Consider the following 24,211-nt stretch of genomic DNA (forward strand, 5'->3'; position numbering starts at 1 on the left):
ATGATAAGGTGCAGGAGCTCCGGGGAACGTAATGTTACCGACGAGCCATCCGTCCGTGCGCCGAAGCCGGGGTGGCGCCATTCGGCAGAGAGGGGTTGATGGCGGAGATCGGAAACGGATACGGCAGCGAATGCCACCTTCTGCGCTTCATGGGCCGTCACCGCAGCCTGCTGAATGCTGCCGTCCTGGATGCTACGGGAGGCAGCGAGGTCGAGTGGCTCGACGCGCCCTTCGACGGGAGCCGGACCTGGTTAGACGGCGAATGGAGGGGCGTGGACTTCTTGCCCGACGATGACCCGGCCCGTCCGGCTTGGGCGAGGGTCTGGCCTCTGCGGGGCAACCCACCCAACTGGGATGCCGTTGGCCGGGTGACGGTGGAAGGCCGCCGTGAATGGCTGCTGGTGGAGGCCAAAGCCAACATCGAGGAGATGCGCAGTTCCTGCAAGGCGAGCCCGCAGGGCGGACGCCCACTCATCGAGCGGACCCTGAACCGGACCAAGGAAGCGCTGGGAGTGGCGCCGGAGCGCGATTGGCTCAACGGGCATTACCAGTTCTGCAACCGCATCGCCGTGCTGCACTTCCTGATGGAGCACGGGCACCCTGCCCGCTTGCTGTTCCTGCATTTCACCGGCGACCGCTCCGGACCAGGCCGAACCTGCCCGGCGAACGCCGACGAGTGGGCCGAGGCGCTGGCAGCGCAGGTGGCCCATGTCGGCCTGCCCGAACATCATCCCCTCCAAGGTCGCGTGCACAAGCTGATGCTCGACGTCACCGGGAAAGTCGCCGCATCCATGACCGGTGTCGCCGCTTGAATGGATCGTCCGGCATGAGCTCGGACGAGCAACTCCAACCTCGCCTGCCGTGATGGCCGGGCTCGCCGTCCCGGCCTCAGGCATTCCTGGACTTCACGCGCCACGCTTGCTGATGGCTGCGGCCGGAACGATGTCCTTGGCCATCGGCTCCTCGCCTACCTCCTGCCCGAGGTAGCTGGCGGCGGCCCAGCGGTTGTTGGCGACCCAGTACCGCAGGGCCAGGTCACCCACCGCGATCATCGATGCGTCGCTGAGCTTTCTCACACGTTCGAGAGTTCGGGCGACGTCATTCAGCCCGCTGACGGCGCCTTCCTCGAGCAAGGCGTCGACCAGGGCCTGCCTCGCGACAGACGGCGAGAACTCCTGATCCTGGGAGGACAGGTCTGTGGCCCGCTTGGTGGCCGACAAATCCTCATAAACCTCGGTGAGGCTCACGGGGAGCAGTCCTTGAAGGTGGAACAGCACGAACTCCCACTCATCGAGCGACAGGCGCGGCAAGGCCATGTCGAGCAGGGCCGTCGCCTGGCTCAGGACATGGCGGAGGGCGCCGCTGCGGCCCTGGGGGTACATCGCGACCCGGCTCTCCAGGGCGGATTCCATCTCCGACGTCAGGTAGAAGGTGGCCGTTTTGGACTGGCTGCGCTTCGCCGGGTCGAGCCTCGGGCGTCCACGACGACGGGACTGCTGCTCGGTGATCTCTGCCATGGTCTTGCCCTCTCGTTGATGCCTGAACCCAACATATATCTCTGTCAGAGGAAAATCAATATTCTCTGTCAGAAAAAATTGCGGCAGGGCACCTGGAACCTGCTTCAACCGCCAAGGGGGCAAGCCTGAGCGGAAGTCGGCAACGTCATCGACCCACTGGTTCACCCAACAAGTGGAACTCAGGCCGGTTGGGAGCGCCGTTGGGCGCGACCGATGCCGGTGAGGCTGCCAGCAGGTTCAGCCGAAGCTCGACTTGTCGGCCATCCGGGCGCTGGCGCTATGGCCGCCCGGTCGTCCTGACGACGACGGTCGGCGACACGTGAGGCGTCATCGTCCGTCGCCGCACGCTCCGGACAACGATCCCAGGCCGACCGCCGCTACGGTCCCCCGAAGATGCTGTGACTGGCTCGGAGGCACAGCCTTCGCCGACATGTGCAAGCCGGGCTCGCGTCCCTGGGCCATTTTGCCCCTCGGCAAACCATGCGTCCGGATGACGACCCTGCTGGAGCCGTCCCTTGCCGTCCACATGTTTGGCTCCGGCACCCCGACCGCCGCCCGCCGGGAGCGGGAGATCCGGTTCGCACGTTCCGATCACCAGCTGGATCGGCGCGATCGCCATCTGCTCAGCGTCGTCGGCTGCTCCCGGCCGCTCGCCTGCGGCATTTTCTGGGCCTGCCGCTGGGATGACCTTTTTATCTAAAGGAGCGAGTGTCGAGACCTCGACAGCAGGCTCCGCGTCAGCCAGAGCGACCGCCTGCACGACCTCGTCCCACCGGCGTTCGGCCGTCCGCACGCACAAGCCCGCCTCCCCGGCCACGGCCGCACGCGAAGGTTCCGTGCTCACCGCCGCCAGGCGACGGTACGCTGCCACCAGCTTCTCCACCGACGCCTCGCGCCGCCGCGCCGCCACGTACCGTCCACCGACCGCCTTTGCTTCGGCCACGGTCAATCCCTTGGTCTGCGCGGCGCAGACGCCCCAATTCTGCTTCATCTTCCACCTTTCCCCATTGAAATGTTCCCAGGCATACCGAGCGACCTTCATCGCGGTCGCCCTGGCCTGCTTCTCCGAGACGCCGCATGCGTCCGCAATCTCGTAGCCATGGGTCACGACTTCCTGCTCGAACTCGCCGCGGCTGCCCGCCCCCTCTCCGTCGGGATGGTGGCGGCCGACGTTGGCGAAGGCGAAGGCCCGAAGCCGCTGGAACAAGCTGTTCGATCCCTCGGCCTCCGCCGCATCATCCTTCCCGGCCACCTCGGCAACCGTCCCGCCTCGGGCTTCCGGCAGCCCGGCGCAGACGGCAGCCAGCGACTGATAGGGCTCCTCGGCCCAAATCGCCCGGCTCCATCTTGGTGACAGCGGATTCTTCATCTTCAGGGCGTTGGACCGTCCACCCTGATCGGCACCGGCGGTCGCCAACGCCACGGTCAACCGCTGCAAGGCCGACCGGAATGCCGCCTGCGGCCCGGCCCGTCCGCGGCCGGTGAAGCAGACGCTGTTCTCGAGCAACCAGATTAGGTGCGGCGCTTGGACGGCACCGGTGACCTCATGGATGTGGGCCACCACGATGTTCGGCGTCGGCACGCCGCAGGTCAGGATGGCTTGGCGAAGTTGGTCCCAGGATGCGAAATCGCGATCGAGTTCGACCCGGAGCACGCCACGCATGTCCGCGTTGGCATGCACATAAGCATCGTCCAGCGCCAACACCTTCGGCCCGCCCGCCGTCACCGCGCCCTTGTCGTTGCCCGTCAGCAGGCGCCGGGCCTTGTGCAGTTTGGTCACGAACAACCGCAGGATCGGGTGCTCTGTGCTGACCAGACCCTGATGGATAAATGCCGACCGCCAGTACCCCCGGTCACCTCGGCCGGGCTTGCCGCTGATATAGCCGCCGAACCAGCGGAAGCCGATCCGGGGCGGGCGTCGACGCGCGCCGTGGTGTCCCGGGCGCGCTCAACGAACTGCCGCCGGTCCTCGACCGCCGCTGAGTCCGCCTGCTCGATCCCGCCGTCGCCGCGGCTTGCCTGGCCCCGCCGGGCCATACGTTCGGAGGCGTTGAGCTCGCGGTGAATCTCGTAGCGTTCGGTGAACCGCTCGGCCCATGACGCCGACGCCGGAGAGGAGAGCAGCAGAGCATCTGCCGCCGCGCGCCGCCGGGCGGAAGCGGTCCTGCGTGAAGCCGTTTGCGGAGACGAGGAAAATTTGTTGACGGGGTTGGCTGCGAGTGGCCTGCGGCTGGATCGGGGATCCGGCCGCCGGGCCATCGGCTACCGCCTACCCAGGCGGCAGCCCGTGCGTCGTTCGCCTCGGCGAGACATCGGGCCTACCTGTGGTGGAGGCCGCCTGAGCACCATTGCCCCGGCAAAGCCTCCATCTCATCATCGTACGCACGGCCTCCCGCGCGCCGTCAAGTGCGGCCTAACGCTGGATTGGGGCCCTCATCTTGCTCCCGCGGCCTACGGCTATACCATCTCGGCCAAGGCGAGCAGCGCCTTCAGCGTCATCACCCCGCTCGAGAGCGGATACCCTGCTCAAGGATCGGATCACCAGGGGCGCCGGGGCGGCCGCAGGGGATCTCCTGGATGCGGGCGGCAGCGGTGCTCGCAGCGGCAGCGGGTTAGGCTTCCTCGCGTGCAGGGGCCGCCGAAATCCTTGCCAAATCTGGGTCTGCAAGGATTCCTGTATGTTAACAAAGAGTTCCTGTATATTCCGCTTGATCAGAGAGGACTTTCGATCTAGGATTGTGTCCCAATAGGAAGCCGCAGCCTGCGCGATCAGAAGATGCGGGCGTCGATCGTGGTGACGGGGACTTTGCGTCTCCGAGTTCAAGCGGGAGGGTACGTCATGTTCGAGGGCAACGGTGTTGGAAACGTCGTTGGGCTGGCTCTGGACAACATGGCCACCGCGAATGCCAACGCGGCTGCCGCCCGGCGCGCGAACGAACTCGGTCGGCGGTGGGAGGAGTATGCCCACACCCTGGAAACCCGGGTGCGGGAACTAGAGGACGCCCTGGCGGTGTGCAGGGCTGAGGCCGAGGCTCGCGCCGCCCAGGTCTTTGCGTTCGCCGAAGCCCACAAGGGGAGCCCCCTGCTGGCCGAGAGCGGCAACCACTACAGCGATGGGAGCCCGAAGAGCATGGCGCGCATGATCTTCGAGGCGGCCTTCGACAAAGCCGCCCTGGGACTCGGCATCACCAACCCGACGGCTCGCCGCGAAAACTGAAACATTGGCCCGTCCGCAGAGGGGCGGAAAGCGCCGAATGCGCCCCGCCCCTCGCCTGCTTACGGTCCCCGGCCCGTGCTGGTCCCCGCCTCCTGAGCCTCCGGCCTCTTGGTGATCTTCTCGTTCTTCCTGTCGGCGCCCGGTTGTTGGCCAGGCTCCTCGCCCGTGGCCTTGCTGGCCTGTCCGCCGACCCGGAGCGCGGCCGCCCCGGCATTCTTGGTGAAGGACGCCGCGGCCGCGACAATGGTGCTGGTCGCGTCGCGCTCGCCGCGCTCGCCGTCGTCCGCACCGAGCAGGCGGGAGACCATTGCGGGAACCTGGTGGACCAGGCCCATGCAGCGGATGGCGATCTGGTAATGCAGGTAGAGCAGCAGCCCGAGCATCACGATCTGCCCAACGAAGCCGATGATGCTGTCGCCCATGCTGGAGAGCATCGCCAGCGCGAAGGTCTTGTTGAGGTACCCGGCCATCACCGCGAAAAGGATGTTGCTGCCGATCAAGCCGAACAGCAGCAGCGAGGGACGAAGAGCCGCGTTGAAGGCCAGCACCCAGTACGGCCGCTGCTGCTGTCCGATCAACTCGTCGCCATCCATCCGCATGTGAGCCAAGGCGGCGAGCGGCATGGCCACAACCGCCTCGAAGGCGAAGACGGCGCAGCCGATCACGGCGAAGAACCACATGATGAACGGGACCATCGGCAGCACGTAGGCGTGCAGCGCGCCGAAGGTGAGCAGCGCGCTGATGAACATGACCATCCAGGGCGCGACGACATCGAGGAGGCCCTTCCCGGCCGCCGTGAACGGTCTTCCGGCGAAGCCGAATATTCCCGCGTTCTCGGCCGTGGCGTCCGCCGAGGACGCCGCCACATTGGCGCTCACCCATGAGATGAGCAGGGCCTCACCGGCCATCAGCGTGGCGTTCCCCAGCGAGGTCATCGAGGCCATCGGGTTCACGGCGTCGAGTTCGGCGGCGTTGGCGATGCCGCGGGCGATCATGTGCGACGGCTCCTTCAGCAGCCAGGAGATGGGGTTCCAGGAAGACCGGTTCTCGGCCACGTAGATGTCGTTGCGGGACACGTAATCGCGCTCACGGGCGTCGATGATCGACTGGCCGAGTTCGCCAAGAGCGGTGCGGAGACGCCTCTGCACTTCCTCCGTCAGGCGCTCGGGGTTGGGGGCGACAATCTCCGGCATGCCGGAGGCAGCACGCGCCATCACACCGGCGGAAATCCGCGTGAGGGTGAAGTTCAGCGAGCCCGCGCCAGCCCAGCCCAACTCAGCCGCCGTGATCCGGAAGTTCCTCCTACCCTCCTCGTCGAGCTTGGCGCTCAGGTCCCTCGCCGCCCGATTCATCTCATCGGTGTACGCGGTTCCCGCCGCAAGAGCCTGCTGAAGACGGCCGCCAAACTCACCCCGGCCGGGGCCATGCTCCCTCGGGTTCGGGGTGACGCTGTCACGGACGATCTCGGCGACCCTGGAGTTCCGGACCGCCTGGACGAAGGTTCCGAGCGCGCGTACGCGGGCGGAGTCGAACGCTTCGTAGGCCGCCTTCTCCGTGGTGGATGTCATCGCCGCGGAGGCGACCTGCCCGCCGACGAGGGACGCCGCCGAAGTGGCGATGCCGTCCAACTTGAGGGAGCCGCACACCTGCCCGTAGTCCCAGACGGTACCCGAACCGGCAGCGGAACCGGCGGGCTCCGGCAGCGCGAAAACTGGACGGGCGGAACGGAACATGCCGAGGCTGAAGCGATCCCACCAGCCCGGCTCGTACTCTGCCGCCCTCACCACGAAAGCGCAGGTCTCCAGCTGGAGGATCTGGGCAGTTAGATTGCGGCCGGGGTCCAGGCGGGGTGCAACCACGGTCGCAGAACTGGTCGGCGAGAGCATGCGATCGACGTAGAGCGACCACAGGGCGTTTGTGAACATATAGCCCCCCGAAAAGAGACCGATCACCAGGAGTTGGGCAACGCAGTACCCCTTAATCGGAACGATCGCCGCCACGCCGACGCAGAGCCGGATGGGCGCCCAGGTGACGTGGTACTTGCTGCCCTCGGAGAAGACCTTGCCGGTGTGCGCGGCATAGACCAGGCCGCACAGGGTCTGCCACATCAGTACCAAGGTGCCGAGAAAGAATAGCCCGCTGTTGAACATGGTGAAGAGTGGTACCAGCGCGTCCGATCCCGACGGCGGCGAACCCGGTACGACACCTGCTCCCGAGAACATCCTCCTGAGCCATTCCAGTGAGAGATCGTTTGCATGCGTCGCGGCGATCGCGTTGCTGACGATGTCCGCGATCGCGGTGGCGGAGCCCGCGGGCTCCGCCGCCAAGCCGTTTCCGGGCATGAAGAGGAAAGCGAGCGCCACCACGAGCGCGGCGGCGCTCGACGGCTTGGCGCCGAGCCACGCGGCCGGGTCACGCAGCCAGACCCACACGCTCACCAGTGCGCGCGCCTGAACCTGAAAGAGACGCAGGCTCGCGAGGGCCGCGCGCGTGGCCACCCAGACGGCGAACACCCAGGGCAGCGCGTGGTCGAGGACCGGGAAACCGGTTCTGGCGATCAGGTCCGCCTTCGGGGCCACGATGGCGAGGAGCACGCTGAGGACCAGAAAGACCATCCAGCCGGTCAGTCGCCGCCGCAGGTTCCCCTCGAGGCGGGGCAGATCCGCTGTACGCCTCCGGTGAGTGCCGCCTTGGCAAAATAGGGTCCGACGTCTGAGTTTTGCGTGGCGCGTCATTGCGCGGACGCAAACGAGTTGCAAACGTCATGGCTTATCAGCGGGTCGAGGTTCTGACGGGGACGGAGCGGCGGCGAAATTACACGCCGGCGGAGAAGGTCCGAATGGTCGAGGAGGCGTTCCGCCCCGGCGTGGTGGTGACGGAAGCGGCCCGCCGGCTGGGCGTGCACGAAAGTCTGCTATACCGCTGGCGAGGGCTGATGCAGGCGAGCGGGAGCGCGGTGGCCGAACCGTCCAGCTTCGTCGCAGTGACCATCACGCCGGAGCCGACCGTAACAGAACCGCCGGTCTTGGAGCCCCCTGAACCATTGCCGCCTCCAGCGGGTCCGACCACGAGCCCGGCGATCCTCGAGGTCATCCTGCCCAGCGGGGCACGCCTGCGTCTGGAAGGGCCGGTCGATCCGGCTCTGGCGGCGGCCGTCGTCGGTGCCCTGGCATGATCCCGGTGCCGAGTGGCGTGCGGGTGTGGCTGGCCAGCGGACACACCGACATGCGCAAAGGCTGGGCGAGTTTGGCGCTGCTGGTGCAGGAACGCTTCGCCCAAGACCCGCACAGCGGCCATCTCTTCATCTTCCGCGGGCGCCGCGGCGATCTGGTGAAGATCATCTGGTATGACGGCCAGGGCAGTTGCCTGTTCATGAAGAGGCTGGAGCGGGGCCGCTTCATCTGGCCCACGCCGGCGGACGGCGCGGTGTCGATCTCGGTTGGGCAGATGGGCTATCTGCTCGAGGGCATCGACTGGCGCAACCCGCAGAAGACTTGGCGCCCCGAGGCCGCGGGGTGACTGCGACACGGTGAATCGACGCACCGGTTCAGGGGTGATTGTGGCGGCTCAACGGCGCGTTCCCAGGTAAACTGGCGCCATGACCGCCGCCCCGCTCCCCTCCACCTCGGCCGACGACGTCGCCAACTTGCGCGCTGCCTTGGCGCAGGCCGAGGCGCGGGCGGATGCGGCGGAAGCCGAAGCGGCGCGGGCCAAGGCGATGGCGTCGAACACCGAGGCGCTGATCGCCGGCCTGAAGCTGGAAATCGAGAAACTCCGGCGCGAACTCTACGGGACGCGCTCCGAGCGCAAGGCGCGTCTGCTGGACCAGTTGGAGTTCCAGCTCGAAGAGTTGGAAGCGACGGCCGGCGAGGACGAACTGGCGGCCGAGCAGGCCGCTGCCAAAACCACCGCGGTGGCGGCCTTTACCCGCAAACGGCCATCACGCCAGCCCTTCCCCGACCACCTGCCGCGCGAGCGCGTCGTTGTGCCGGCACCGGCGAGCTGCCCGTGCTGCGGCTCGGACAAGCTGTGCAAGCTGGGCGAGACGATCACCGAGACGCTGGAGGTGATCCCGCGCCAGTGGAAGGTGATCCAGACGGTGCGCGAGCGGTTCTCCTGCCGGGCCTGCGAGACGATCAGCCAGCCGCCGGCGCCGTTCCACGCCACCCCACGGGGCTGGGCCGGCCCCAACCTGCTGGCCACCCTCCTGTTCGAGAAGTTCGGCCAGCATCAGCCGCTGAACCGGCAGGCCGAACGCTTTGCGCGCGAGGGCGTGCCGCTCAGCCTGTCCACCCTGGCCGACCAGGTGGGCGCCGCCGCCGCGGTGCTGAAGCCGCTGCACGACCTGATCGCCGCGCATGTACTGGCAGCCGAGCGGCTGCATGGAGACGACACGCCCGTGCCCGTGCTGGCCAAAGGCAAGACCGACACCGGGCGGCTGTGGGTGTATGTGCGTGATGACCGGCCGTTTGCCGGCCAAGCCCCACCGGCAGCGCTGTTCCACTATTCGCGAGACCGCAAGGGCGAGCATCCCGAACGGCACCTGGCCGGCTTCACGGGCTGGCTGCAGGCCGATGCGTTCGCCGGCTATAACCGGCTGTACGAACCTGAGCGCCGACCGGGGCCGATCAGCGCCGCACTGTGCTGGGCGCATGCAAGGCGCGGCTTCTTCAAGCTGGCCGACATCGCCGCGAACACCAGACGCGGCAAGGATGCCCCGCCGATCTCACCGCTGGCCCTGGAAGCCGTGACCCACATCGACGCCCTCTTCGATCTCGAGCGCGCCCTGAACGGCAAGCCCGCGGCCGAGCGGCTGGCGGCCCGCCAGGAGCACGGCGTCGCCCTGGTGGCCACGCTGGAGAACTGGATGCGGACGGAGCGCGCCCGGCTCTCCCGCCATGCCCCCGTGGCCAAGGCGATGGACTACATGCTGACGCGCTGGGACGGCTTCACGCGCTTCCTCGGCGACGGCCGGCTGTGCCTGACCAACAATGCCGCCGAACGCGGCCTGCGCGGGATCGCTTTGGGCCGGAAAGCGTGGCTGTTCTGCGGCTCCGATCGCGGCGGGCAGCGGGCGGCGATCATGTACGGCCTGATCACCACGGCGAAGCTCAACGACGTCGATCCCCAGGCATGGCTCGCCGACGTCCTGGCCCGCATCAACGACATCCCCCAAACCCGCCTGCACGAACTCCTCCCCTGGGAATGGAAGGCAATCCGCGAGCAGACGAAAGCTGCCTGACCGCGGCACTCAGCGGATGCTTACGATCCGCTTCGGACATCCCCGCCTGGATCATCGCGGTGGTGAAGCGTTCGCCGTCGTCGCGGATAGACCGTAGATCGGCCGCTTCCGGCGGCTGCGGCTCACGGGATAGCGCCACCCGGGCGATCGACGCGATGTCATCGAGGCCGCGGGCTGCCTCCCGGGCATCGGCGGCGATCGGAGCGACGAGGTTCGCAGGGCGGAAGATAGCGGCCAGTCCGCGGCGGAGGAATCCCGTGGTCATGCTGCCCCCCTGTGAAGGGCGGCAAGCGATTTGGCGCCGCGGCCCACGAGCCAGATGAGGGGCGACCACGCGCCCCGGATGAAAGCGGAGGTGATGGCCACCACGACCGTGAGATGAAGGGCAAGCATCGCGTGGGCACCAATAGCCGCAAGGCGCGCCAGGCCGATGACGCCCGCGCCGTCGGAGACGTCGAACGCGACCATCAGCACGCGCGCGCCACGGTCGCCGCTGGCGGCGAGAACGAACGCCATCAGCACACAGAACAGCAGGCACGCAACGGAAGCGTCGCGGAACGCTCCACGGGCGATCCCTGCAAGCCAATGCGAGATGGCCGGTGTCAACGTATTCACTTTCACGGCGCCCTCCACGTCAAATTGAGATAGACCTCCTATCAATCTTGTTGTGACGCACTCTAAAAACGCAATACAGTTGATCGAAACAATTTGTCAGAGGTTCGTCATGGATAATTTGTTAACTTTGCTTGGAGAGGCGCGAGCCCATGTCAACATTTACTCTACCAAGCCGAAGCCGTCAGAGCGGACTGCCGACTCCTACAAGGCTGCCTTCGAGAGCTATCTGAAGGGCGGCCATCGATCCCCCGCTGCTGCGGCAACGACGATCTGGCGGCGAGCCGCGATCCGGCACGGCGCAATCCGTCAACTTCGCGGCGCGGTCACGGGCCTCGAGCAGGCACTTTCAGCTGGTGACGCGGCTGCCGCGGCTGCCTATGCAGCACCCGTTCGCGCGGCCCTGGATCTGTTGTACAGCCATATGGCCGGGCGGCGTGCGCGCCGCCCGCGTGGGCCAACCAACCCGCGGCAAGCGGGCGATCCGGCGTAACCCGTGCTGATTCGTTGGTGGGCCTCCTCGTCGTCTAGCTGAAGCCGACGCATACCTGGACCGGATGGCGCCCCACGGCTGGCACGGGCCTATCGGGGCAACAGCCTGCCTCCCTCGGGCTCGCAAGCTGCGGGGCTGGCTTGCTCGCCGCCCCGCCAGTCTCCACCTAAAGGCAACGCGGCCGGTGCGGCGATCAAACTTCGTGCAACGCGAAACCCCCGGGTCAGCACCGCAAGCGCGGCTCGCCGGGGGTCGAGCAGGTATCTACGCCGGTAGCAGGCGAGTACTTGCCTCAGGCGTCCTCCAGGCCCTCGCCGAAGAGAGCGTCGAGATCCTCATCCAGCCCGCGCAACTCCAGCCAGCGCTGCGCTTGATCGGGCGTGAGCGGAATGTAGGCATGGCCATTTCGAAAACCGTCGTCGTCGCGGGCGCGCCAAGGCGACGACGGCCCACCTTCGGCGACAAGCAGGAAGGCTCCTTTCTCCGATCGATGCAGGATTTCCATGACCCACTCGAAATCGTCGAGACGGCCGAACTTGTATGTTGCGACCTCATCCATGCTCACAGCACGGTAGCGCAGTCCATTTCGGACGACGCTGAAGTTCGCGCTCGATCTACCTGGATTGTTCGGCTTGTCGCCGATCAGTGATCTGATGAAATCATCGTATGCCATGAGCGTTCTCCATCGTTGCTGGAGAAATTTTACGGCGGCGTAATTGAAAATCGTTAATGCACAATTGCCTGTACGGTTTTGCATCTATGCATAACCCTGCCCATTAACTCTTCTGGCTTCTTATCCTCGGTCACCTGTTACTCGAAGCCAGCGGGGCAAAAGCTGATAGGCAGGACGAAGCACGTCCTTCGATGGTTCGCCTGGGCTAAGTCATTCCGATCGATCCAGGGGCATGAATTTATTCGTGTCGTATCAGATGGTTAAGTCACCATGGCCGGTAGAATCATTGACTCTAAAGAAGGGTAGGTGACCACGCGGTCCTCGCGTAGCTGCAAGCCCTTCTTGGGGAAACCTCGTGGGAGGTTGAACGCGCCTGGGCGATCCGCATCAGCAGGCTTGCGCACCTGAAGCGGCCGATCGGATAAATGGTGAGGTGCTCGTAGTTCCCCGGAGCACGGCGGCCAGCGCGCCGACGCGGGCCTACCTGGATCGTGACCATCAGCTTGCGGAGCGCTGAACCATGACGACGTCCCCTCTCCTCCGCTGCATTGCCTGGACCGGCGGCACGTCGGCGGCCATGCTCACCGCAGCCTGGGGCACCATGCTCGTCCTCGGCTCAATGATCGCGCCGATCTTCATGCCGACCGGCCTGCCGCCCTCGCACAACGACGTCCTGTTGCTCTGCGTGATCGGGGTAGCCGGATTCCTGCTGACCCTCTTCTGCGTCGGCAAGATCGCTGTTGGCGCCGCCGAGCATTGGCAGTCTTGGGCCTGCCCGAAACATCCGCGGCTCGCTTGGCCAGCCGTTACCTTGGCGGCCGCGCTTGCCGTGACGGCAGCTGCTCTTCTGTAGCGGGTCGAACGGTGTTCCTGCGCTGGAGAGCGCCGGTGCCTCAAAACGGCTCCGGCGCCCTACAGGATTCCTTGTTCCAATAGCCGCCACGCTCATCGAAGCCGACGGATTGTTGACAAGAACTCGTCGCAGCGCCTCGGCAGAAGGTATGCCCGCGTTAGCTGGGATCGGGGTCAACCCGACGGTGCTGAACTGCCAACTCGATCTGACCGACGGCAATCTTCAGATCACCAAGGTCCAAGGCGCGCGAGGCGGAAATCAGTCGTGTTTCCAGCGAGGCGCGCACCGGATCCAATCCTTGGTCTGCTTGGCTGCCGAGGAGAAGACTGTCGAGCGTTGACCCCAGGGTCCTGGCAATGGTGACAAGCGTCTCCAGGTCGGGTTCGTGAGCGTCACGGACATAGTTGCCATAGCGCTGCTCGCTGAGCCCGCTTCGGCGTGCAACCTCGGCGTCGCTCAGCCCCAGCGCCTGGGCACGCGCCCGCAATCTTTGACCGAATCCTTGCATGGGACCGGTTTGCCGCGCCCCAGGCCCTTCGGTCCATACAGGTGTCCTTACGTTTCATAAAGGAATCCTGTGGTAGCAAGCTCGGGCTTAAGATCAGCCAGGAGTTTGGCGTGCGTAGGATCGTTCTTTGCGCGGCGTTGAGCGTGGTGTCCGCTCCCGCCCTAGCCTTCGACTGCCCTGTCGGCAGGGGCGCCGAAATCTACGACGGAACCAGGGGCGCGAAGCTGTACGCGGAACCGCGGGACGGCGCGTCAGTCGTCACCAAGATCGATCCGGTCGCCGCCGTTGCCGTGCTGGAAACCAAGAAGGACTGCCGCCTGCCCAAGGGTTGGCTCCGCGCAGATCACAAGGACAAGAGCGGCTACGTCAAGGAAACAGACCTGAGGCCGCGGGTGCGCTTCGGGATGCCCGAGTAATTTTCCGTTCGCTGTTTACTGGTGATGATTCAAAGAGACGCAGGTACTCCGCAATCGGGTAGAGGTCATTCGTGAAAAGAATTTCCGGAATTCTCGAGGGTTACGGCCCATCGGTCTCCCATCGCGGTGGGATGAAGTACAACTACATCACGCTCAGGCAGGACAACGGCAAGATTGTCAACGTCCCAGCCATCACGGCCTACCGGAACGTCGAGGCCGCGTTGAGCCGCCTCCTCCAGCGCCCGGAGGAAGGACGCCGGGTGACGCTCCACCTCAAGGGATACCTCCTCATCTACGCGCTCGAGGAGCAGGGCGGCCCCATCCACTCGGATATCGATCTGATCCGCAGCAGTTGGCACGTCTCGCTCGGCCTCACCTTCGGCTTGCTGATTGTCGCCGCCGCGTTGATCGCGTTCTCCGTCGCCACCGGCGACAAAGGGTCCGCACAGGCTGGGTTCATCCTCTTCCTCGTCGGGCTCTTCCCTTTCTTCAAGTTTGGCGGCAGCGTGGCTCACTTCTGGCCGGGGCCCGGCACGGCTGCCCTCCACCGCAGGTCCCTGTAGCCCCTGCCTGCGGCAATCATGTGGCCGAGGGCGACCGCTTCATCTCGGCGCTGTCGCCCCTCCTGGCCTCTCGGCTGCCCTGTTCTGCGCCCTGCGAAATCAGCCTGTACCGTCGTCAGGCTGGGCGCGCATTTGTGATTAACTCACTTTTTATCACGACTTTTCAGTCACTTAGTCAGAGAAAACCGGTAGAATCATTGACTCTAAAGGGCTTCCGGGCGCCCTCGGCCACGAGCCGGAGCGCAATACCAGCTTGCCGATGACATGATTCCTGGTCTGCCACGACCGCTCGGGGAGCACCCCCCAGGAAGCTGGCAATAATCCCATTCGACGGCTGGCGCGCGAATGCCCCGCCTGCCTTTCCTCTATGCCAAGGCATGTCCGACGGGACGCGGCCGACGGAGGTCCATGTAGCCTTGCCGTACTGGTTGAGGGGAGCACGATTTCGCAGTCTCCGGACCGAATAACCTGAACCGCTGACTAGGAGCACCTCTGCGACAGGTGGCGCATTACGCCCTTGCGGGACGTATAGAGAGGTCTTCCAGAACGTCTTACCCGGTCTCATTCTGGCCTATATTGTCCCACGAAATATTCGTTTTATCATCGACAAATAACCTCTTGCGCTTCTCTACGGTCTGATCGACCATAGTTACATCGACGGTCTATCGGGGTGGCGGTGAGCGTAATCCACCGAAACCATCGTAACCGTTCATACTCGGCGCAAACTCTCAGCACGGAATATCGATCATGAACCAGATCAACGAGAACACGCCAGCGCCGGGCGGTCTTCTGGAGATGACGTCGGCGATCATCACCGCCTACGTCGGCAGCAACCACGTGCAGGTGCAGGAGCTCCCGGACCTGGTGAAGGCCGTTCACGCTGCCCTTGCGGGGGTCAGCAAGCCGGAACGCCGCGAAGCCGAAGCGCCGCTGACCCCGGCCGTCCCGGTTCGCAGGTCCGTCACGCCCGACTACATCGTCTGCCTCGAGGACGGCAAGAAGCTGAAGATGCTGAAGCGTCACCTGCGGTCAACCTACGGCATGTCACCCGACGAGTACCGGGCCAAATGGGGTCTGCCGTCGGACTACCCGATGGTGGCGCCAAACTACGCGGAGAGCCGCAGCAAGCTGGCACTCCAGATCGGCCTGGGACGCTCGAACGGCCGGAAGCGTGGACGGGGTGAGGGCGGCCAGCGGGATCAGGAAGCCGCCTGAATCGTGGGAGGCCAGCCGCCTTGTCGACGGCTGGCCTCCGGCACTTGCAGGCCAAAGCCTGGTGAAGGCAGCCCGTCTGCCCCGGTGCGTTGAGGCTCATGTCATTGCGCCGGTCCGGCCCCGCCTTCCGGAAGCCGGATGTCGGCCGGGAACTGCATGCTGCTCAATCCCCACCGGTCCTTCCGAACCAGATCCCGACGAGCGCGCTGAAGGCAACGAGCATCAGGAATCCATTCACCGCGATGAGCAGCGCTGGCGGAATGCGTGGCGTGTCAGGGTGCGGAGGCGGCGGCCCTGCGAACAGTTGGCGCCATACGGCCGCACCGAAACAGAACGCGCTGAAGGCGACGAGGATGGAGCCAGTTCCCCAGATCATCCATTCAGGGACGACACCTTCCAGCAGCTTCTTGGCCCCGACGCCGCTGGCCAAGCCTGCAAGACCCGTGCGGACCCATGCGGCGTAGGTCCGCTCCGCCGCGAAGACGGTTCGATCGGCAGCCAACTGGGTTCGGCGATCAGCACTGTCCACTGAAGGCGCGGGCGGGTTCAGATCTGTCTGCAATCATGGTCTCCTGAGCCGGAGGAGGACCTGTAGAACGCTTGGGGCGTGTGCCCGGTTCAATCATCGGCTGAATTTGACCCGCACCGGCCTCATGGAGACCTGCTCGATCCCAGACAGACGCGATCCGGCCCTGGTTTGACCGGCGTCCAATCAGCGATACACCTGAGACTTGACTACCGACCAGCAGGCGACAGTGCGTGGCCTGCCAGCATCCTTGCCCTCGCAGCGGTCGCCGTGGCATCTGCCAGCGCACCGGACCCCATCGCCAGTTCCAACGCACGCTCCAAATCAGTGATCCGGAACGGCTTCTCCAGAAAGGCGATGGCACCGGCGGCCAAGGCGTCCTGGGCGGCCGCATGCCCGCTGCACACAATCACGGGAATGCCGTTCCGGGCGGTCAGGTGCCGCACGGCGGTCAGGCCGTTGGAGCCATGGGCCAGCCAGACGTCGATCACCGCCACGTCAACGACTTTACCGGCGGTGAGGTCGATCGCAGCCTCGGCGGTGTCCACGACACCAACGACGCGATGACCCAGTTCATCCAGTATATCGGCCAGCATCGCGGCGATGCAGGGATCGTCCTCGGCAACCAGGATGTCCAGACAATCGGCCATTCCTTCCTCCCGTCAATGCGATCTCAACTCACATGGCGGTTCGATGACGGAATTGCCTCCACTCACCGGGAGGCGGCGACACACTGTGGCATTTCGGCCGCCCTACCCTCTTAGACGGTTGCACCCTTTTCGCACGAGTTCACCGTCAACGAGCAGGACCATGGTCGGCAGCGCACCCTAAGAACACGCATGAAGCGGCCACGAAGGTCGCATCGAAGGAAAAGCTGACCACCGAAAAGGCTGGATCCGAGTCGCTCGGCACCTGGCAACCGGTCCGCGATGATCCAAGCCCTCTCTTCGCCTTGCATCGTCGCGTGAGATGACTCTCCCGCATCCGCCGTGGACGCCTGTCCACCGGCTTCCTGCTCGATATCTGGAGGTTCGCGCCGGGATTCTGCTCCTGAAGGTGGCTCCATGTTCATCCCCAGTGATGCGGGAGAGTCTGACTCGGTTGCCTGAAACTTGGCCGAGGCAGGCTTGGTCTTGACTTATGTCCGGCTTCTGAGGAACAAAAAGGGAACATAATCCTTCCTGGCCTGTCTCAAGAGACATGTATCCTGACCAGTCCCCTCGACCTGCCCTTCAGGACCTGCGCAACCGCATCCGCCAGCTGGAACGCGGCGGGCAGCGCGTCATGCGCGTGCTGCCGTTCGAGCTCGGCGAGATCGACGATCGGCTGCCAAGCGGCGGACTGGCTTTGGGGGCCGTGCATGAGGTGGCCGAGGGCGGCGACCTGGGAGTGATCCACGCTGCGGCGGCCACCTTGTTCGTCGCAGGCATCCTGTCCAGGATGACGGGGCCGGTGCTCTGGTGCCTGCGGGCATCGGACCTGTTCGCCCCGGCGCTGTCTCAGGTCGGCCTGGATCCAAACCGGGTCATCTACGCCGAGGCGCCGGACGAGAAGACGCTGCCCCTGCTGGTCGAGGAAGGCCTGCGCCACCGCGGGCTGGCAGCCGTGGTCGGCGAGCTCGCCAAGCTGCCCATGGTGGCGTCCAGACGCATGCAGATCGCGGCGGAGCACTCTGGGGTCACAGCCATCATCCTGCGCCGGTGGCGCAGCCCGGCCACCGCTGCCGCCGAGGTTGGCCAACCGACGGCCGCTGTCACCCGGTGGCGTATCTCGGCCCTGCCATCCAGCCCCCTGCCAGCGCCGGGTATCGGCCGAAGGCGATGGCGGGTGGAACTGGTGCGGTGTCGTGGCGGTGGGACCGGTGAGTGGGACATGGAGGGCTGCGATGAGGAGGGTCGTCTCGGTCTACTTGCCAACCTGGCCGACGGATCGGCTTCGCGCCAGGGCACGCGCGTCGAAGAACCGCTACGGCGGGTCGGGCTCCGGATCGGCGCCTGACGCCGACGAGCCGACCGACAAGCCCTTCGTCGTCGCGTCGACCGGCGCCCAGCGCGTCATCACGGCCGTGGACATGGCCGCCCACCGGCTCGGCCTACGCCGGGGCATCCCGCTCGCCCATGGGCGGGCAATGGTGCCGGACCTAACGGTTGCCGATGCGGATCCCGAGGCCGACGCCGAGGGTCTGCACCGGCTGGCGCTGTGGGCGCTCCGCTATAGCCCGATGGTGTCCGTGGACCTGCCGGACGGCCTGTGGATCGACGTCACCGGCGCCAGCCACCTGATGGGCGGTGAACGCCAGCTGCTCGACGACTTGGTCGGCCGCCTCGCCGGAATGGGCGTCGCCGCGCGGGCCGCGGTCGCCGGTACGCCGGGCGCCGCCAACGCCATCGCACGCTTCGGCCACCGGCCTGTGTGCGTGGTGGACGATGCGCTGGAGACCGTGTCCGCCTTGCCGCTGGCCGCCCTGCGGCTGCCGCCGGAGATGGCCATGGAACTTCGACGCCTGGGTTTCGAGACCATCGGCGACCTGGAGGCAACGCCACGCGCACCGCTGGCCCATCGGTTCGGTACATCGCTTGGCCGACGGCTGGACCAGATCTTCGGCCGTGTCGGCGAACCGATCGTGCCCGTCATCCCGACCGAAGCCGTCCAGGCGCGCCGCAGCTTGGTCGAACCCATCAGCACGGCTGAGGCACTCCAAGCCGTCATCGGGGCTCTGGTAACGGACCTCTGCGGGCAGTTGGAGCAACGGGGGCTGGGCGTCAGAACGCTGGACCTGCTCTGGCATCGGGTTGACGGCACGATGCAGGCCATCCGGGTCGGGACGGCCAAACCGGTCCGCAGCGCGGCGCACCTCACCCGTCTGCTGGCCGAGCGCGTCGATAAGGTCGACCCTGGGTTCGGCATCGAGGTCGCCGCCCTTACGGCCACGCTTGCCGAGCCCTTGACGGCCGAGGAGGTCGGCCGCCTGGTCGGCACCGGAACCGACCTTACCGCCCCCGATGATACGGCCACCATCGCCGGACTGATCGATGTCCTGGGCAACCGGATCGGCCATGACCGGCTCTATCGGTGCGCACCCTTGGAGAGCGACGTCCCCGAGAGGTCAGTCACGCGCGTCCCGGCTCTGGCGCCACCAATCCCAGCCGGTTGGCCGTCCCAGTGGCCGCGGCCGGGAAGGCTGCTGACGCCGCCGGAACCCATCGAGACGCTGGCCCTGATGCCCGATCACCCTCCAATGGCCTTCACTTGGCGGGGAGTTCGTCGGCTCATCAAGCGGGCGGACGGCCCAGAGCGCATCCATGGCGAATGGTGGCGACGAGATCGCGAGATGGCGGCCGCGCGCGACTATTACGCCGTCGAGGACCATGCAGGCGAGCGCTTCTGGCTCTACAGGTCCTGGGAAGGATCCCCGGACATCGGTCCGATGCGGTGGTTCATCCATGGGCTGTTCGGATGACCGGGGCGGATTGTCGTCCTGGCTCCTCGAATGCGGCATACGCGGAGCTCCAGGTGACCACCCACTTCAGCTTCCTGCGCGGCGCCTCATCCGCGGAGGAGTTGTTCGCACAGGCCGCGGCCTTGGGAATCCCGGCGCTGGGCATCGTCGACCGGAACTCGCTGGCGGGCATCGTGCGCGCCTACGAGGGGTCCCGGCAGACCGGCGTACGGCTGGTGGTCGGCTGCCGGGTGGACCTGACCGACGGCACGGCCCTGCTGCTGTTCCCAATGAACAGGGCGGGCTACGGGCGGCTTTGCCGCCTGCTGACCATCGGCAAGGCCCGGGCTGGCAAAGGAGCCTGCGAGCTCACCTGGGAGGATTTGGCATTGTGGGCTGAGGGACTGCTCGCCATCCTGGCACCGGACGATGCGGACGAGCACTGCACCCGGCAGCTGGAGCGCCTGCGCCGGATCTTTCCCGGCCGCTGCTATGTGGCGTTGACGCTCCGGCGGCGACCAGGAGATGCCATGCGCCTGCATCGTTTGACGGCAATGGCCGCCGCGTTGCGCGTGCCGACGGTGGTGACCAACGACGTCCTGTATCACGCGCCGGAGCGCCGGATCATGCAGGATGTCGTCACATGCATCCGCGAGGGCTGCACCATCGACGATGCCGGGTTCAAGAAGGAGCGCTTCGCCGATCGCTTCCTGAAACCCCCGGCCGAGATGGCGCGCTTGTTCGCCCGGTATCCCGAGGCGCTGGCGCGTACTCTGGAGATTCCGGAGCGCTGCCGGTTCAGCTTGGACGAGCTCCGATACCAGTATCCCGAGGAAGTCTGCACGCCGGGAATGACGCCCCAGGCGTCGCTGGAGCAGCTGACCTGGTCGGCCGTTGCCGACCGCTATCCCGATGGCGTGCCGGAGAAGGTCCAGGCGGTGCTCCGGCATGAGTTGCGGCTCATCGGCCAGTTGGGCTACGCGCCCTACTTCCTGACCGTCCACAGCATCGTCCGGTTCGCCCGGTCGCGCGGCATCCTTTGCCAAGGGCGGGGCTCGGCGGCGAATTCGGCGGTCTGCTATGTGCTGGGCATCACCAGCATCGATCCCGAGCGCCACAACCTCCTCTTCGAGAGGTTCGTCTCGGCAGAGCGCAGAGAGCCGCCCGACATCGACGTCGACTTCGAGCACGATCGCCGCGAGATTGTGATCCAATGGATCTACGAGACCTACGGAAGGCACCGTGCCGCTCTGACGGCGGTGGTCAGTCGATACCGGGCTCGTGGCGCTATCCGCGACGTCGGCAAAGTCATGGGGCTCACCGAGGATGTCACGGCCGCCCTGGCCGGACAGATATGGGCCTGGTCCGATGAAGGCGTCGACGAGCAGCACGCGGCCGAACTGAAGCTCAACCTGGGGGACCGGCGTCTCAGGCTGACCCTGGAGCTTGCCCGGCAGCTGATGGGCACACCACGGCACCTGTCGCAGCACCCGGGCGGTCTCGTGTTGACCCAAGACAGGCTCGACGAACTCGTTCCTATCGAGCCCGCCGCCATGGAGGACCGGCAGGTTATCGAATGGGACAAGGACGACATCGACGTCCTCCGCATCATGAAGGTCGACGTTCTCGGGCTCGGCATGCTTGGCTGCATGCGCAGGGCCTTCGAACTCCTGGAGGAGCACAAGGGCATCCGCATGGACTTGGCAGGAATCCCGGCCGAGGACCCGGCGACCTACGCGATGATCCGGCGGACCGACACATTGGGTGTCTTCCAGATCGAATCCCGGGCTCAGATGGCCATGCTGCCGCGGATCAAGCCGCGAACCTTCTACGACTTGGTCATTGAAGTGGCCATCGTCCGCCCTGGCCCGATCCAGGGTGACATGGTGCATCCGTACCTGCGCCGTCGCGAGGGACTAGAGCCGGTGGAATACCCGAAACCGGAACTCGAGGCGGTCCTCGGACCGACGCTGGGCGTCCCGCTCTTCCAAGAGCAGGCGATGCGGGTCGCCATCGAATGCGCGGGCTTCACCCCCGGCGAAGCCGACAAGTTGCGCAAGTCGATGGCCACCTTCAAGTTCACCGGCGGCGTCTCGGCTTTCCGCGACAAGCTGGTCAACGGCATGGTGGCGCGCGGGTACACCCATGATTTCGCGGAGGCGACCTTCAAGCAGTTGGAAGGCTTCGGCAGCTACGGCTTTCCGGAAAGCCATGCGGCTTCCTTCGCCCTGATCGCTTACGCCTCCTCCTGGATGAAGTGCCACCATCCCGAAGTGTTCGCCTGCGCCCTGCTTAACGCGCAGCCGATGGGCTTCTACGCACCCGCCCAGATCGTCCGGGATGCGCGGGAGCACGGCGTCGAGGTACGACCGGTCGACGTCAACGCCTCGCGATGGGACTGCACCTTGGAGCCGATGGCGGACGGCAGGCTGGCTGTCAGGCTTGGCTTCCGGATGGTCAAGGGGCTGGCCAACGCCGCCGCGGCCGGGATCGTTTCCGCCCGCGAGGACCGGCCTTATGGCGGCGTCGAGGACCTGTGGCGCCGAGCGGGTGTGCCGGTGGCGGCGCTGCGCCAATTGGCCGCCGCCGATGGGTTCGCAAGCCTTGGCCTCAGGCGCCGGGAGGCGGCATGGGCCATCCGGGCGCTCCGGGATGAGTCCCTACCGCTCTTCGCCGCCGCCGGAGCCGAACGGGATGCCGATGAGCCGGAGGTCGCCCTCAGGCCCATGAGCGCGGGCAGCGAGGTGGTCGAGGACTACTCGACGACGGGCTTGAGCCTGCGCAGCCATCCGCTGTCGTTCCTGCGCCGGGATCTCCGCCGCCAGGGCATCATCCCCTGCACTGACCTCGCTCGCACGCGCGACGGACGCCGGGTCACAGTGTCCGGCCTGGTGCTGGTCAGGCAGCGGCCGGGATCGGCCAATGGCGTTTTGTTCATCACGCTCGAGGACGAAACCGGCATCGCCAACGTCATCGTCTGGAAGAAGCTCTTCGAGCAGGAGCGCCGGGTCGTCCTGGGCGCCAGCATGATGGCGGTGAAGGGCCATGTACAGGTCGAGGGCGAGGTCATCCACCTGATCGCCGAGCGGTTGACCGACCAGACGGACCTGCTGCGGTCCATCGGCAACCGAGGGGAGCCGATGCCGTTGCGGCCGTGCCGGTCCGACGAGGTCGGAACAGGAATAGCCGGACGGCAGATGCCGCAGGCAAAGGAGATGTACGATCCTGATCTGCGGCTCGGGTCTGGTATCAAGCCGCAGACGAGGGACTTTCGATAGGTCGCCTAAGAGCGCCTAACAGAACCATCTCTGGACGAAGCGCCAGCAGATGAGGCTGGCCGCGATATGGTGAAAGGCAGTGAAGATGTCGGCGCGCCGTTCGTAGCGGACGGCGATGCGGCGGAAGCGGGCAAACCAAGCGAGCGTACGCTCGACCACCCATCGGTGTCGGCCAAGACGCTCGCTGCTCTCGACGCCACGCCGGGCGATCCGCGGAATGATCGCTCGTTGGCGCAGCGCCTGCCGGCAGTGTGCAAAGTCGTAGCCCTTGTCGGCGTGCAGCTTGGCCGGGCGGCGCCGGGGCCGGCCCGCACACTGGCGGATCGCCGGCACGGCATCGACCAGCGCCTCCAGCAGCTTGCTGTCGTGCCGGTTGGCTGGCGAGATCCTCAGGGCGAGCGGGATGCCGTTAGCATCGACGAGGATGTGGCGCTTGGAGCCCGGCTTGCCGCGATCCGTCGGGTTCGGGCCGGTCTCCTCACCCCCCTTTTTGCCGGGACGCTGGCGCTGTCCACCGCTGCACGATCCCAGTTGATGGCGTTGGCATAGCCGAGCCGGTCGAGCAGCACACGATGCAGCCGTTCCCACACGCCAGCCCGATGCCACTCGTGCAGACGCCGCCAGCAGGTCATCCCCGAGCCGCAGCCCATCTCCACCGGCAGAAGCTCCCAAGGAATACCCGTGCGCAGCACGAATAGGATGCCGGTCAGCGCCGCACGATCGTCCAACCGGGGCCGTCCGCCTTTTGGCTTGGGCGGCTCCGGCGGGATCAGCGGTTCGATGATCGCCCACAAGGCGTCGGAAACAAGAGGGGCTGCCATGCCCCTACCAACCGTTCCTGGCCGGTTTTGTTACGCACTCTAAACCGTGATCGGCTTAGTTAAGGTTGGGCAGCCGAAAGCAGCGATCCGATCTCGAACAGGAGCATCGTCGCGAGACCGAAGGATGGAGGCTAACAACCTGTTCTTTCCGGCGAGCCCTCGACGGGTGGAGCGGGTGCGCAGGACTTTGCTGCACCATGTCCCACGTTACCATCGGCAGCCGGTGTGGCACGGCCATTTACTCCACTCATGTCGTAACCGGTCCAGGCAAGATGGCCCGGCGACATCAGCAACGGCGCCCAGATTACGGCCGACAGGACGTTGAACGTCTGAAACTTCCGATGGGGCATCGCCATCATCCCAGCCGTTGTCGGCACCACCGCACGCAGCGGGCCGATGAAGCGTGCCAGGAACACGCTCTTGCTGCCATGCCGGAGAAAGAAGGCTTCGCCACGGCCGCGCAGTTCGGGATGCTTGCTGAGGGGCCATAGGCGGAACATGCGCTCGCCGTAGCGTCGGCCCAGCCAGTAGGACGTGGCGTCTCCCAGCACAGCGCCGCCCGCGATCGCCAGATAGACCGACCAAAAATCGAGAACACCCGCGGCAACAAGCGCGCCGCTCGCGGTCAGCATGACGACGCCGGGAATGAGAAGCCCGACGAGTGTCAGCCCCTCTGCGAAGGCCATCAGGAAGATGATGACCTCAGCCCAGTCCGCGTGCGTTTCGATGAAGGCCGCGAGCGCGGCTCCGTAGCCCGAGAAATCCGGAAGTCCCGTCAGCACAGTGTCTGCGCCCGCGTCGTCTCGCACCTCAATGAGGGTTGGCAGTCGAGGCAGGG

22 protein-coding genes and 1 pseudogene are annotated in these 24,211 nt (G+C 66.0%); 13 read left to right on the forward strand and 10 right to left on the reverse strand.

The features are described from left to right. Positions 1 to 98 precede the first annotated feature (98 nt). Positions 99 to 812 carry a hypothetical protein gene (locus DM194_RS14725; protein ID WP_111068324.1) on the forward strand — a complete coding sequence of 238 codons (714 nt, stop codon included), beginning with the start codon at positions 99 to 101 and terminating at the stop codon, positions 810 to 812. A gap of 93 nt (positions 813 to 905) precedes the next feature. On the opposite strand, the gene DM194_RS14730 is transcribed toward DM194_RS14725, so the two are convergent. Next, positions 906 to 1,517 carry a hypothetical protein gene (locus DM194_RS14730; protein WP_111068325.1) on the reverse strand — a complete coding sequence of 204 codons (612 nt, stop codon included), beginning with the start codon at positions 1,515 to 1,517 and terminating at the stop codon, positions 906 to 908. 277 nt (positions 1,518 to 1,794) lie between these two features. Beyond that, on the reverse strand, positions 1,795 to 3,297 hold the full coding sequence (locus tag DM194_RS14735) for a replication initiation protein (protein ID WP_162630051.1): 1,503 nt from the start codon (positions 3,295 to 3,297) through the stop codon (positions 1,795 to 1,797). A gap of 1,059 nt (positions 3,298 to 4,356) precedes the next feature. Here DM194_RS14735 and DM194_RS14740 point away from each other — a divergent pair. Beyond that, the gene (locus DM194_RS14740; protein ID WP_111068327.1) at positions 4,357 to 4,734 is read left to right on the forward strand and encodes a hypothetical protein; all 378 of its coding nucleotides are present in this window, start codon (positions 4,357 to 4,359) and stop codon (positions 4,732 to 4,734) included. A 59-nt stretch (positions 4,735 to 4,793) separates the two neighbouring features. On the opposite strand, the gene DM194_RS14745 is transcribed toward DM194_RS14740, so the two are convergent. Next, complete coding sequence (locus tag DM194_RS14745) at positions 4,794 to 7,349, reverse strand: DotA/TraY family protein (RefSeq protein ID WP_111068328.1); 2,556 nt, start codon at positions 7,347 to 7,349, stop codon at positions 4,794 to 4,796. A 149-nt stretch (positions 7,350 to 7,498) separates the two neighbouring features. Here DM194_RS14745 and tnpA point away from each other — a divergent pair, with 149 nt between their 5' ends. The 3 genes from tnpA (at position 7,499) to tnpC (ending at position 9,976) form a co-directional block, all read left to right on the forward strand. Continuing rightward, complete coding sequence (gene tnpA / locus DM194_RS14750) at positions 7,499 to 7,909, forward strand: IS66-like element accessory protein TnpA (RefSeq protein WP_111068035.1); 411 nt, start codon at positions 7,499 to 7,501, stop codon at positions 7,907 to 7,909. Beyond that, positions 7,906 to 8,253 (forward strand): IS66 family insertion sequence element accessory protein TnpB, encoded by a 348-nt coding sequence (gene tnpB, locus DM194_RS14755; RefSeq protein ID WP_111065522.1) that lies wholly within the window; start codon positions 7,906 to 7,908, stop codon positions 8,251 to 8,253. Before tnpA ends, tnpB begins: the two co-directional genes overlap by 4 nt. A 79-nt stretch (positions 8,254 to 8,332) precedes the next feature. Next, the gene (tnpC, locus tag DM194_RS14760) at positions 8,333 to 9,976 is read left to right on the forward strand and encodes an IS66 family transposase (protein WP_111068036.1); all 1,644 of its coding nucleotides are present in this window, start codon (positions 8,333 to 8,335) and stop codon (positions 9,974 to 9,976) included. A gap of 261 nt (positions 9,977 to 10,237) precedes the next feature. Here tnpC and DM194_RS14765 read toward each other — a convergent pair whose 3' ends face one another. Further along, positions 10,238 to 10,597, reverse strand: a complete 360-nt coding sequence (locus DM194_RS14765; RefSeq protein WP_162630052.1) for a hypothetical protein — start codon at positions 10,595 to 10,597, stop codon at positions 10,238 to 10,240. Between the two features lie 103 nt (positions 10,598 to 10,700). Between DM194_RS14765 and DM194_RS28140 the strand changes: the two genes are divergently transcribed. Next, complete coding sequence (locus DM194_RS28140; protein WP_162630053.1) at positions 10,701 to 11,081, forward strand: hypothetical protein; 381 nt, start codon at positions 10,701 to 10,703, stop codon at positions 11,079 to 11,081. A 292-nt stretch (positions 11,082 to 11,373) separates the two neighbouring features. On the opposite strand, the gene DM194_RS14770 is transcribed toward DM194_RS28140, so the two are convergent. Continuing rightward, positions 11,374 to 11,754 (reverse strand): hypothetical protein, encoded by a 381-nt coding sequence (locus tag DM194_RS14770; protein WP_162630054.1) that lies wholly within the window; start codon positions 11,752 to 11,754, stop codon positions 11,374 to 11,376. Between the two features lie 520 nt (positions 11,755 to 12,274). Here DM194_RS14770 and DM194_RS14775 point away from each other — a divergent pair. After that, complete coding sequence (locus tag DM194_RS14775) at positions 12,275 to 12,607, forward strand: hypothetical protein (RefSeq protein WP_111068331.1); 333 nt, start codon at positions 12,275 to 12,277, stop codon at positions 12,605 to 12,607. 157 nt (positions 12,608 to 12,764) lie between these two features. Here the strand turns inward: DM194_RS14775 and DM194_RS14780 are convergent, their stop codons facing one another. Next, complete coding sequence (locus DM194_RS14780) at positions 12,765 to 13,094, reverse strand: helix-turn-helix domain-containing protein (protein WP_111068688.1); 330 nt, start codon at positions 13,092 to 13,094, stop codon at positions 12,765 to 12,767. Positions 13,095 to 13,225: 131 nt separating this feature from the next. Here DM194_RS14780 and DM194_RS14785 point away from each other — a divergent pair, with 131 nt between their 5' ends. From DM194_RS14785 to DM194_RS14795, 3 genes are all read left to right on the forward strand, one after another. Continuing rightward, positions 13,226 to 13,531: an SH3 domain-containing protein gene (locus DM194_RS14785; RefSeq protein WP_162630055.1), complete on the forward strand. Its 306-nt coding sequence runs from the start codon at positions 13,226 to 13,228 to the stop codon at positions 13,529 to 13,531. Positions 13,532 to 13,662: 131 nt separating this feature from the next. Further along, on the forward strand, positions 13,663 to 14,094 hold the full coding sequence (locus tag DM194_RS14790) for a hypothetical protein (protein ID WP_111068333.1): 432 nt from the start codon (positions 13,663 to 13,665) through the stop codon (positions 14,092 to 14,094). A gap of 747 nt (positions 14,095 to 14,841) precedes the next feature. After that, the gene (locus tag DM194_RS14795) at positions 14,842 to 15,309 is read left to right on the forward strand and encodes a Ros/MucR family transcriptional regulator (protein WP_246024336.1); all 468 of its coding nucleotides are present in this window, start codon (positions 14,842 to 14,844) and stop codon (positions 15,307 to 15,309) included. Positions 15,310 to 15,472: 163 nt separating this feature from the next. Here DM194_RS14795 and DM194_RS14800 read toward each other — a convergent pair whose 3' ends face one another. After that, a complete protein-coding gene (locus DM194_RS14800; RefSeq protein ID WP_111068334.1) occupies positions 15,473 to 15,871 on the reverse strand; it encodes a YidH family protein in 399 nt (132 codons plus the stop codon). Positions 15,872 to 16,044: 173 nt separating this feature from the next. Then, a complete protein-coding gene (locus DM194_RS14805) occupies positions 16,045 to 16,485 on the reverse strand; it encodes a response regulator (protein ID WP_111068335.1) in 441 nt (146 codons plus the stop codon). A 550-nt stretch (positions 16,486 to 17,035) separates the two neighbouring features. On the opposite strand from DM194_RS14805, the gene DM194_RS14810 reads away from it, so the two are divergent. From DM194_RS14810 to DM194_RS14820, 3 genes are read left to right on the forward strand one after another with little or no spacing between them, the layout of a single operon-like run. Further along, positions 17,036 to 17,833, forward strand: coding sequence for an ImuA family protein (locus DM194_RS14810; protein ID WP_111068336.1), 798 nt, complete (start codon positions 17,036 to 17,038; stop codon positions 17,831 to 17,833). Further along, a complete protein-coding gene (locus DM194_RS14815; RefSeq protein ID WP_111068337.1) occupies positions 17,721 to 19,295 on the forward strand; it encodes a Y-family DNA polymerase in 1,575 nt (524 codons plus the stop codon). Before DM194_RS14810 ends, DM194_RS14815 begins: the two co-directional genes overlap by 113 nt. After that, entirely contained in the window at positions 19,292 to 22,552 is a 3,261-nt protein-coding gene (locus DM194_RS14820) for an error-prone DNA polymerase (RefSeq protein WP_111068338.1), read from the forward strand. The genes DM194_RS14815 and DM194_RS14820 overlap by 4 nt, the downstream gene beginning before the upstream one ends. A gap of 102 nt (positions 22,553 to 22,654) precedes the next feature. On the opposite strand, the pseudogene DM194_RS14825 reads toward DM194_RS14820, so the two are convergent. Together DM194_RS14825 and DM194_RS14830 are read right to left on the reverse strand one after the other, a co-directional pair. Beyond that, positions 22,655 to 23,373, reverse strand: a pseudogene (locus DM194_RS14825) (IS5 family transposase); the annotation flags it as partial. 131 nt (positions 23,374 to 23,504) lie between these two features. Beyond that, a complete protein-coding gene (locus DM194_RS14830; RefSeq protein WP_111068339.1) occupies positions 23,505 to 24,155 on the reverse strand; it encodes a DedA family protein in 651 nt (216 codons plus the stop codon). Positions 24,156 to 24,211 lie beyond the last annotated feature (56 nt).

This window comes from Azospirillum ramasamyi (genome assembly GCF_003233655.1).
Classification (GTDB): domain Bacteria; phylum Pseudomonadota; class Alphaproteobacteria; order Azospirillales; family Azospirillaceae; genus Azospirillum; species Azospirillum ramasamyi.

Bases quoted from the DNA above. Each gene is read 5' to 3' on its own strand.
- DM194_RS14725 (WP_111068324.1), top strand. From the start codon at position 99: ATGGCGGAGATCGGAAACGGATACGGCAGCGAATGCCACCTTCTGCGC.
- DM194_RS14730 (WP_111068325.1), bottom strand. From the start codon at position 1,517: ATGGCAGAGATCACCGAGCAGCAGTCCCGTCGTCGTGGACGCCCGAGG.
- DM194_RS14740 (WP_111068327.1), top strand. From the start codon at position 4,357: ATGTTCGAGGGCAACGGTGTTGGAAACGTCGTTGGGCTGGCTCTGGAC.
- DM194_RS14745 (WP_111068328.1), bottom strand. From the start codon at position 7,349: ATGGTCTTTCTGGTCCTCAGCGTGCTCCTCGCCATCGTGGCCCCGAAG.
- tnpA (WP_111068035.1), top strand. From the start codon at position 7,499: ATGGCTTATCAGCGGGTCGAGGTTCTGACGGGGACGGAGCGGCGGCGA.
- tnpB (WP_111065522.1), top strand. From the start codon at position 7,906: ATGATCCCGGTGCCGAGTGGCGTGCGGGTGTGGCTGGCCAGCGGACAC.
- tnpC (WP_111068036.1), top strand. From the start codon at position 8,333: ATGACCGCCGCCCCGCTCCCCTCCACCTCGGCCGACGACGTCGCCAAC.
- DM194_RS28140 (WP_162630053.1), top strand. From the start codon at position 10,701: ATGGATAATTTGTTAACTTTGCTTGGAGAGGCGCGAGCCCATGTCAAC.
- DM194_RS14770 (WP_162630054.1), bottom strand. From the start codon at position 11,754: ATGGCATACGATGATTTCATCAGATCACTGATCGGCGACAAGCCGAAC.
- DM194_RS14775 (WP_111068331.1), top strand. From the start codon at position 12,275: ATGACGACGTCCCCTCTCCTCCGCTGCATTGCCTGGACCGGCGGCACG.
- DM194_RS14790 (WP_111068333.1), top strand. From the start codon at position 13,663: ATGAAGTACAACTACATCACGCTCAGGCAGGACAACGGCAAGATTGTC.
- DM194_RS14795 (WP_246024336.1), top strand. From the start codon at position 14,842: ATGAACCAGATCAACGAGAACACGCCAGCGCCGGGCGGTCTTCTGGAG.
- DM194_RS14805 (WP_111068335.1), bottom strand. From the start codon at position 16,485: ATGGCCGATTGTCTGGACATCCTGGTTGCCGAGGACGATCCCTGCATC.
- DM194_RS14810 (WP_111068336.1), top strand. From the start codon at position 17,036: ATGTATCCTGACCAGTCCCCTCGACCTGCCCTTCAGGACCTGCGCAAC.
- DM194_RS14815 (WP_111068337.1), top strand. From the start codon at position 17,721: ATGAGGAGGGTCGTCTCGGTCTACTTGCCAACCTGGCCGACGGATCGG.
- DM194_RS14820 (WP_111068338.1), top strand. From the start codon at position 19,292: ATGACCGGGGCGGATTGTCGTCCTGGCTCCTCGAATGCGGCATACGCG.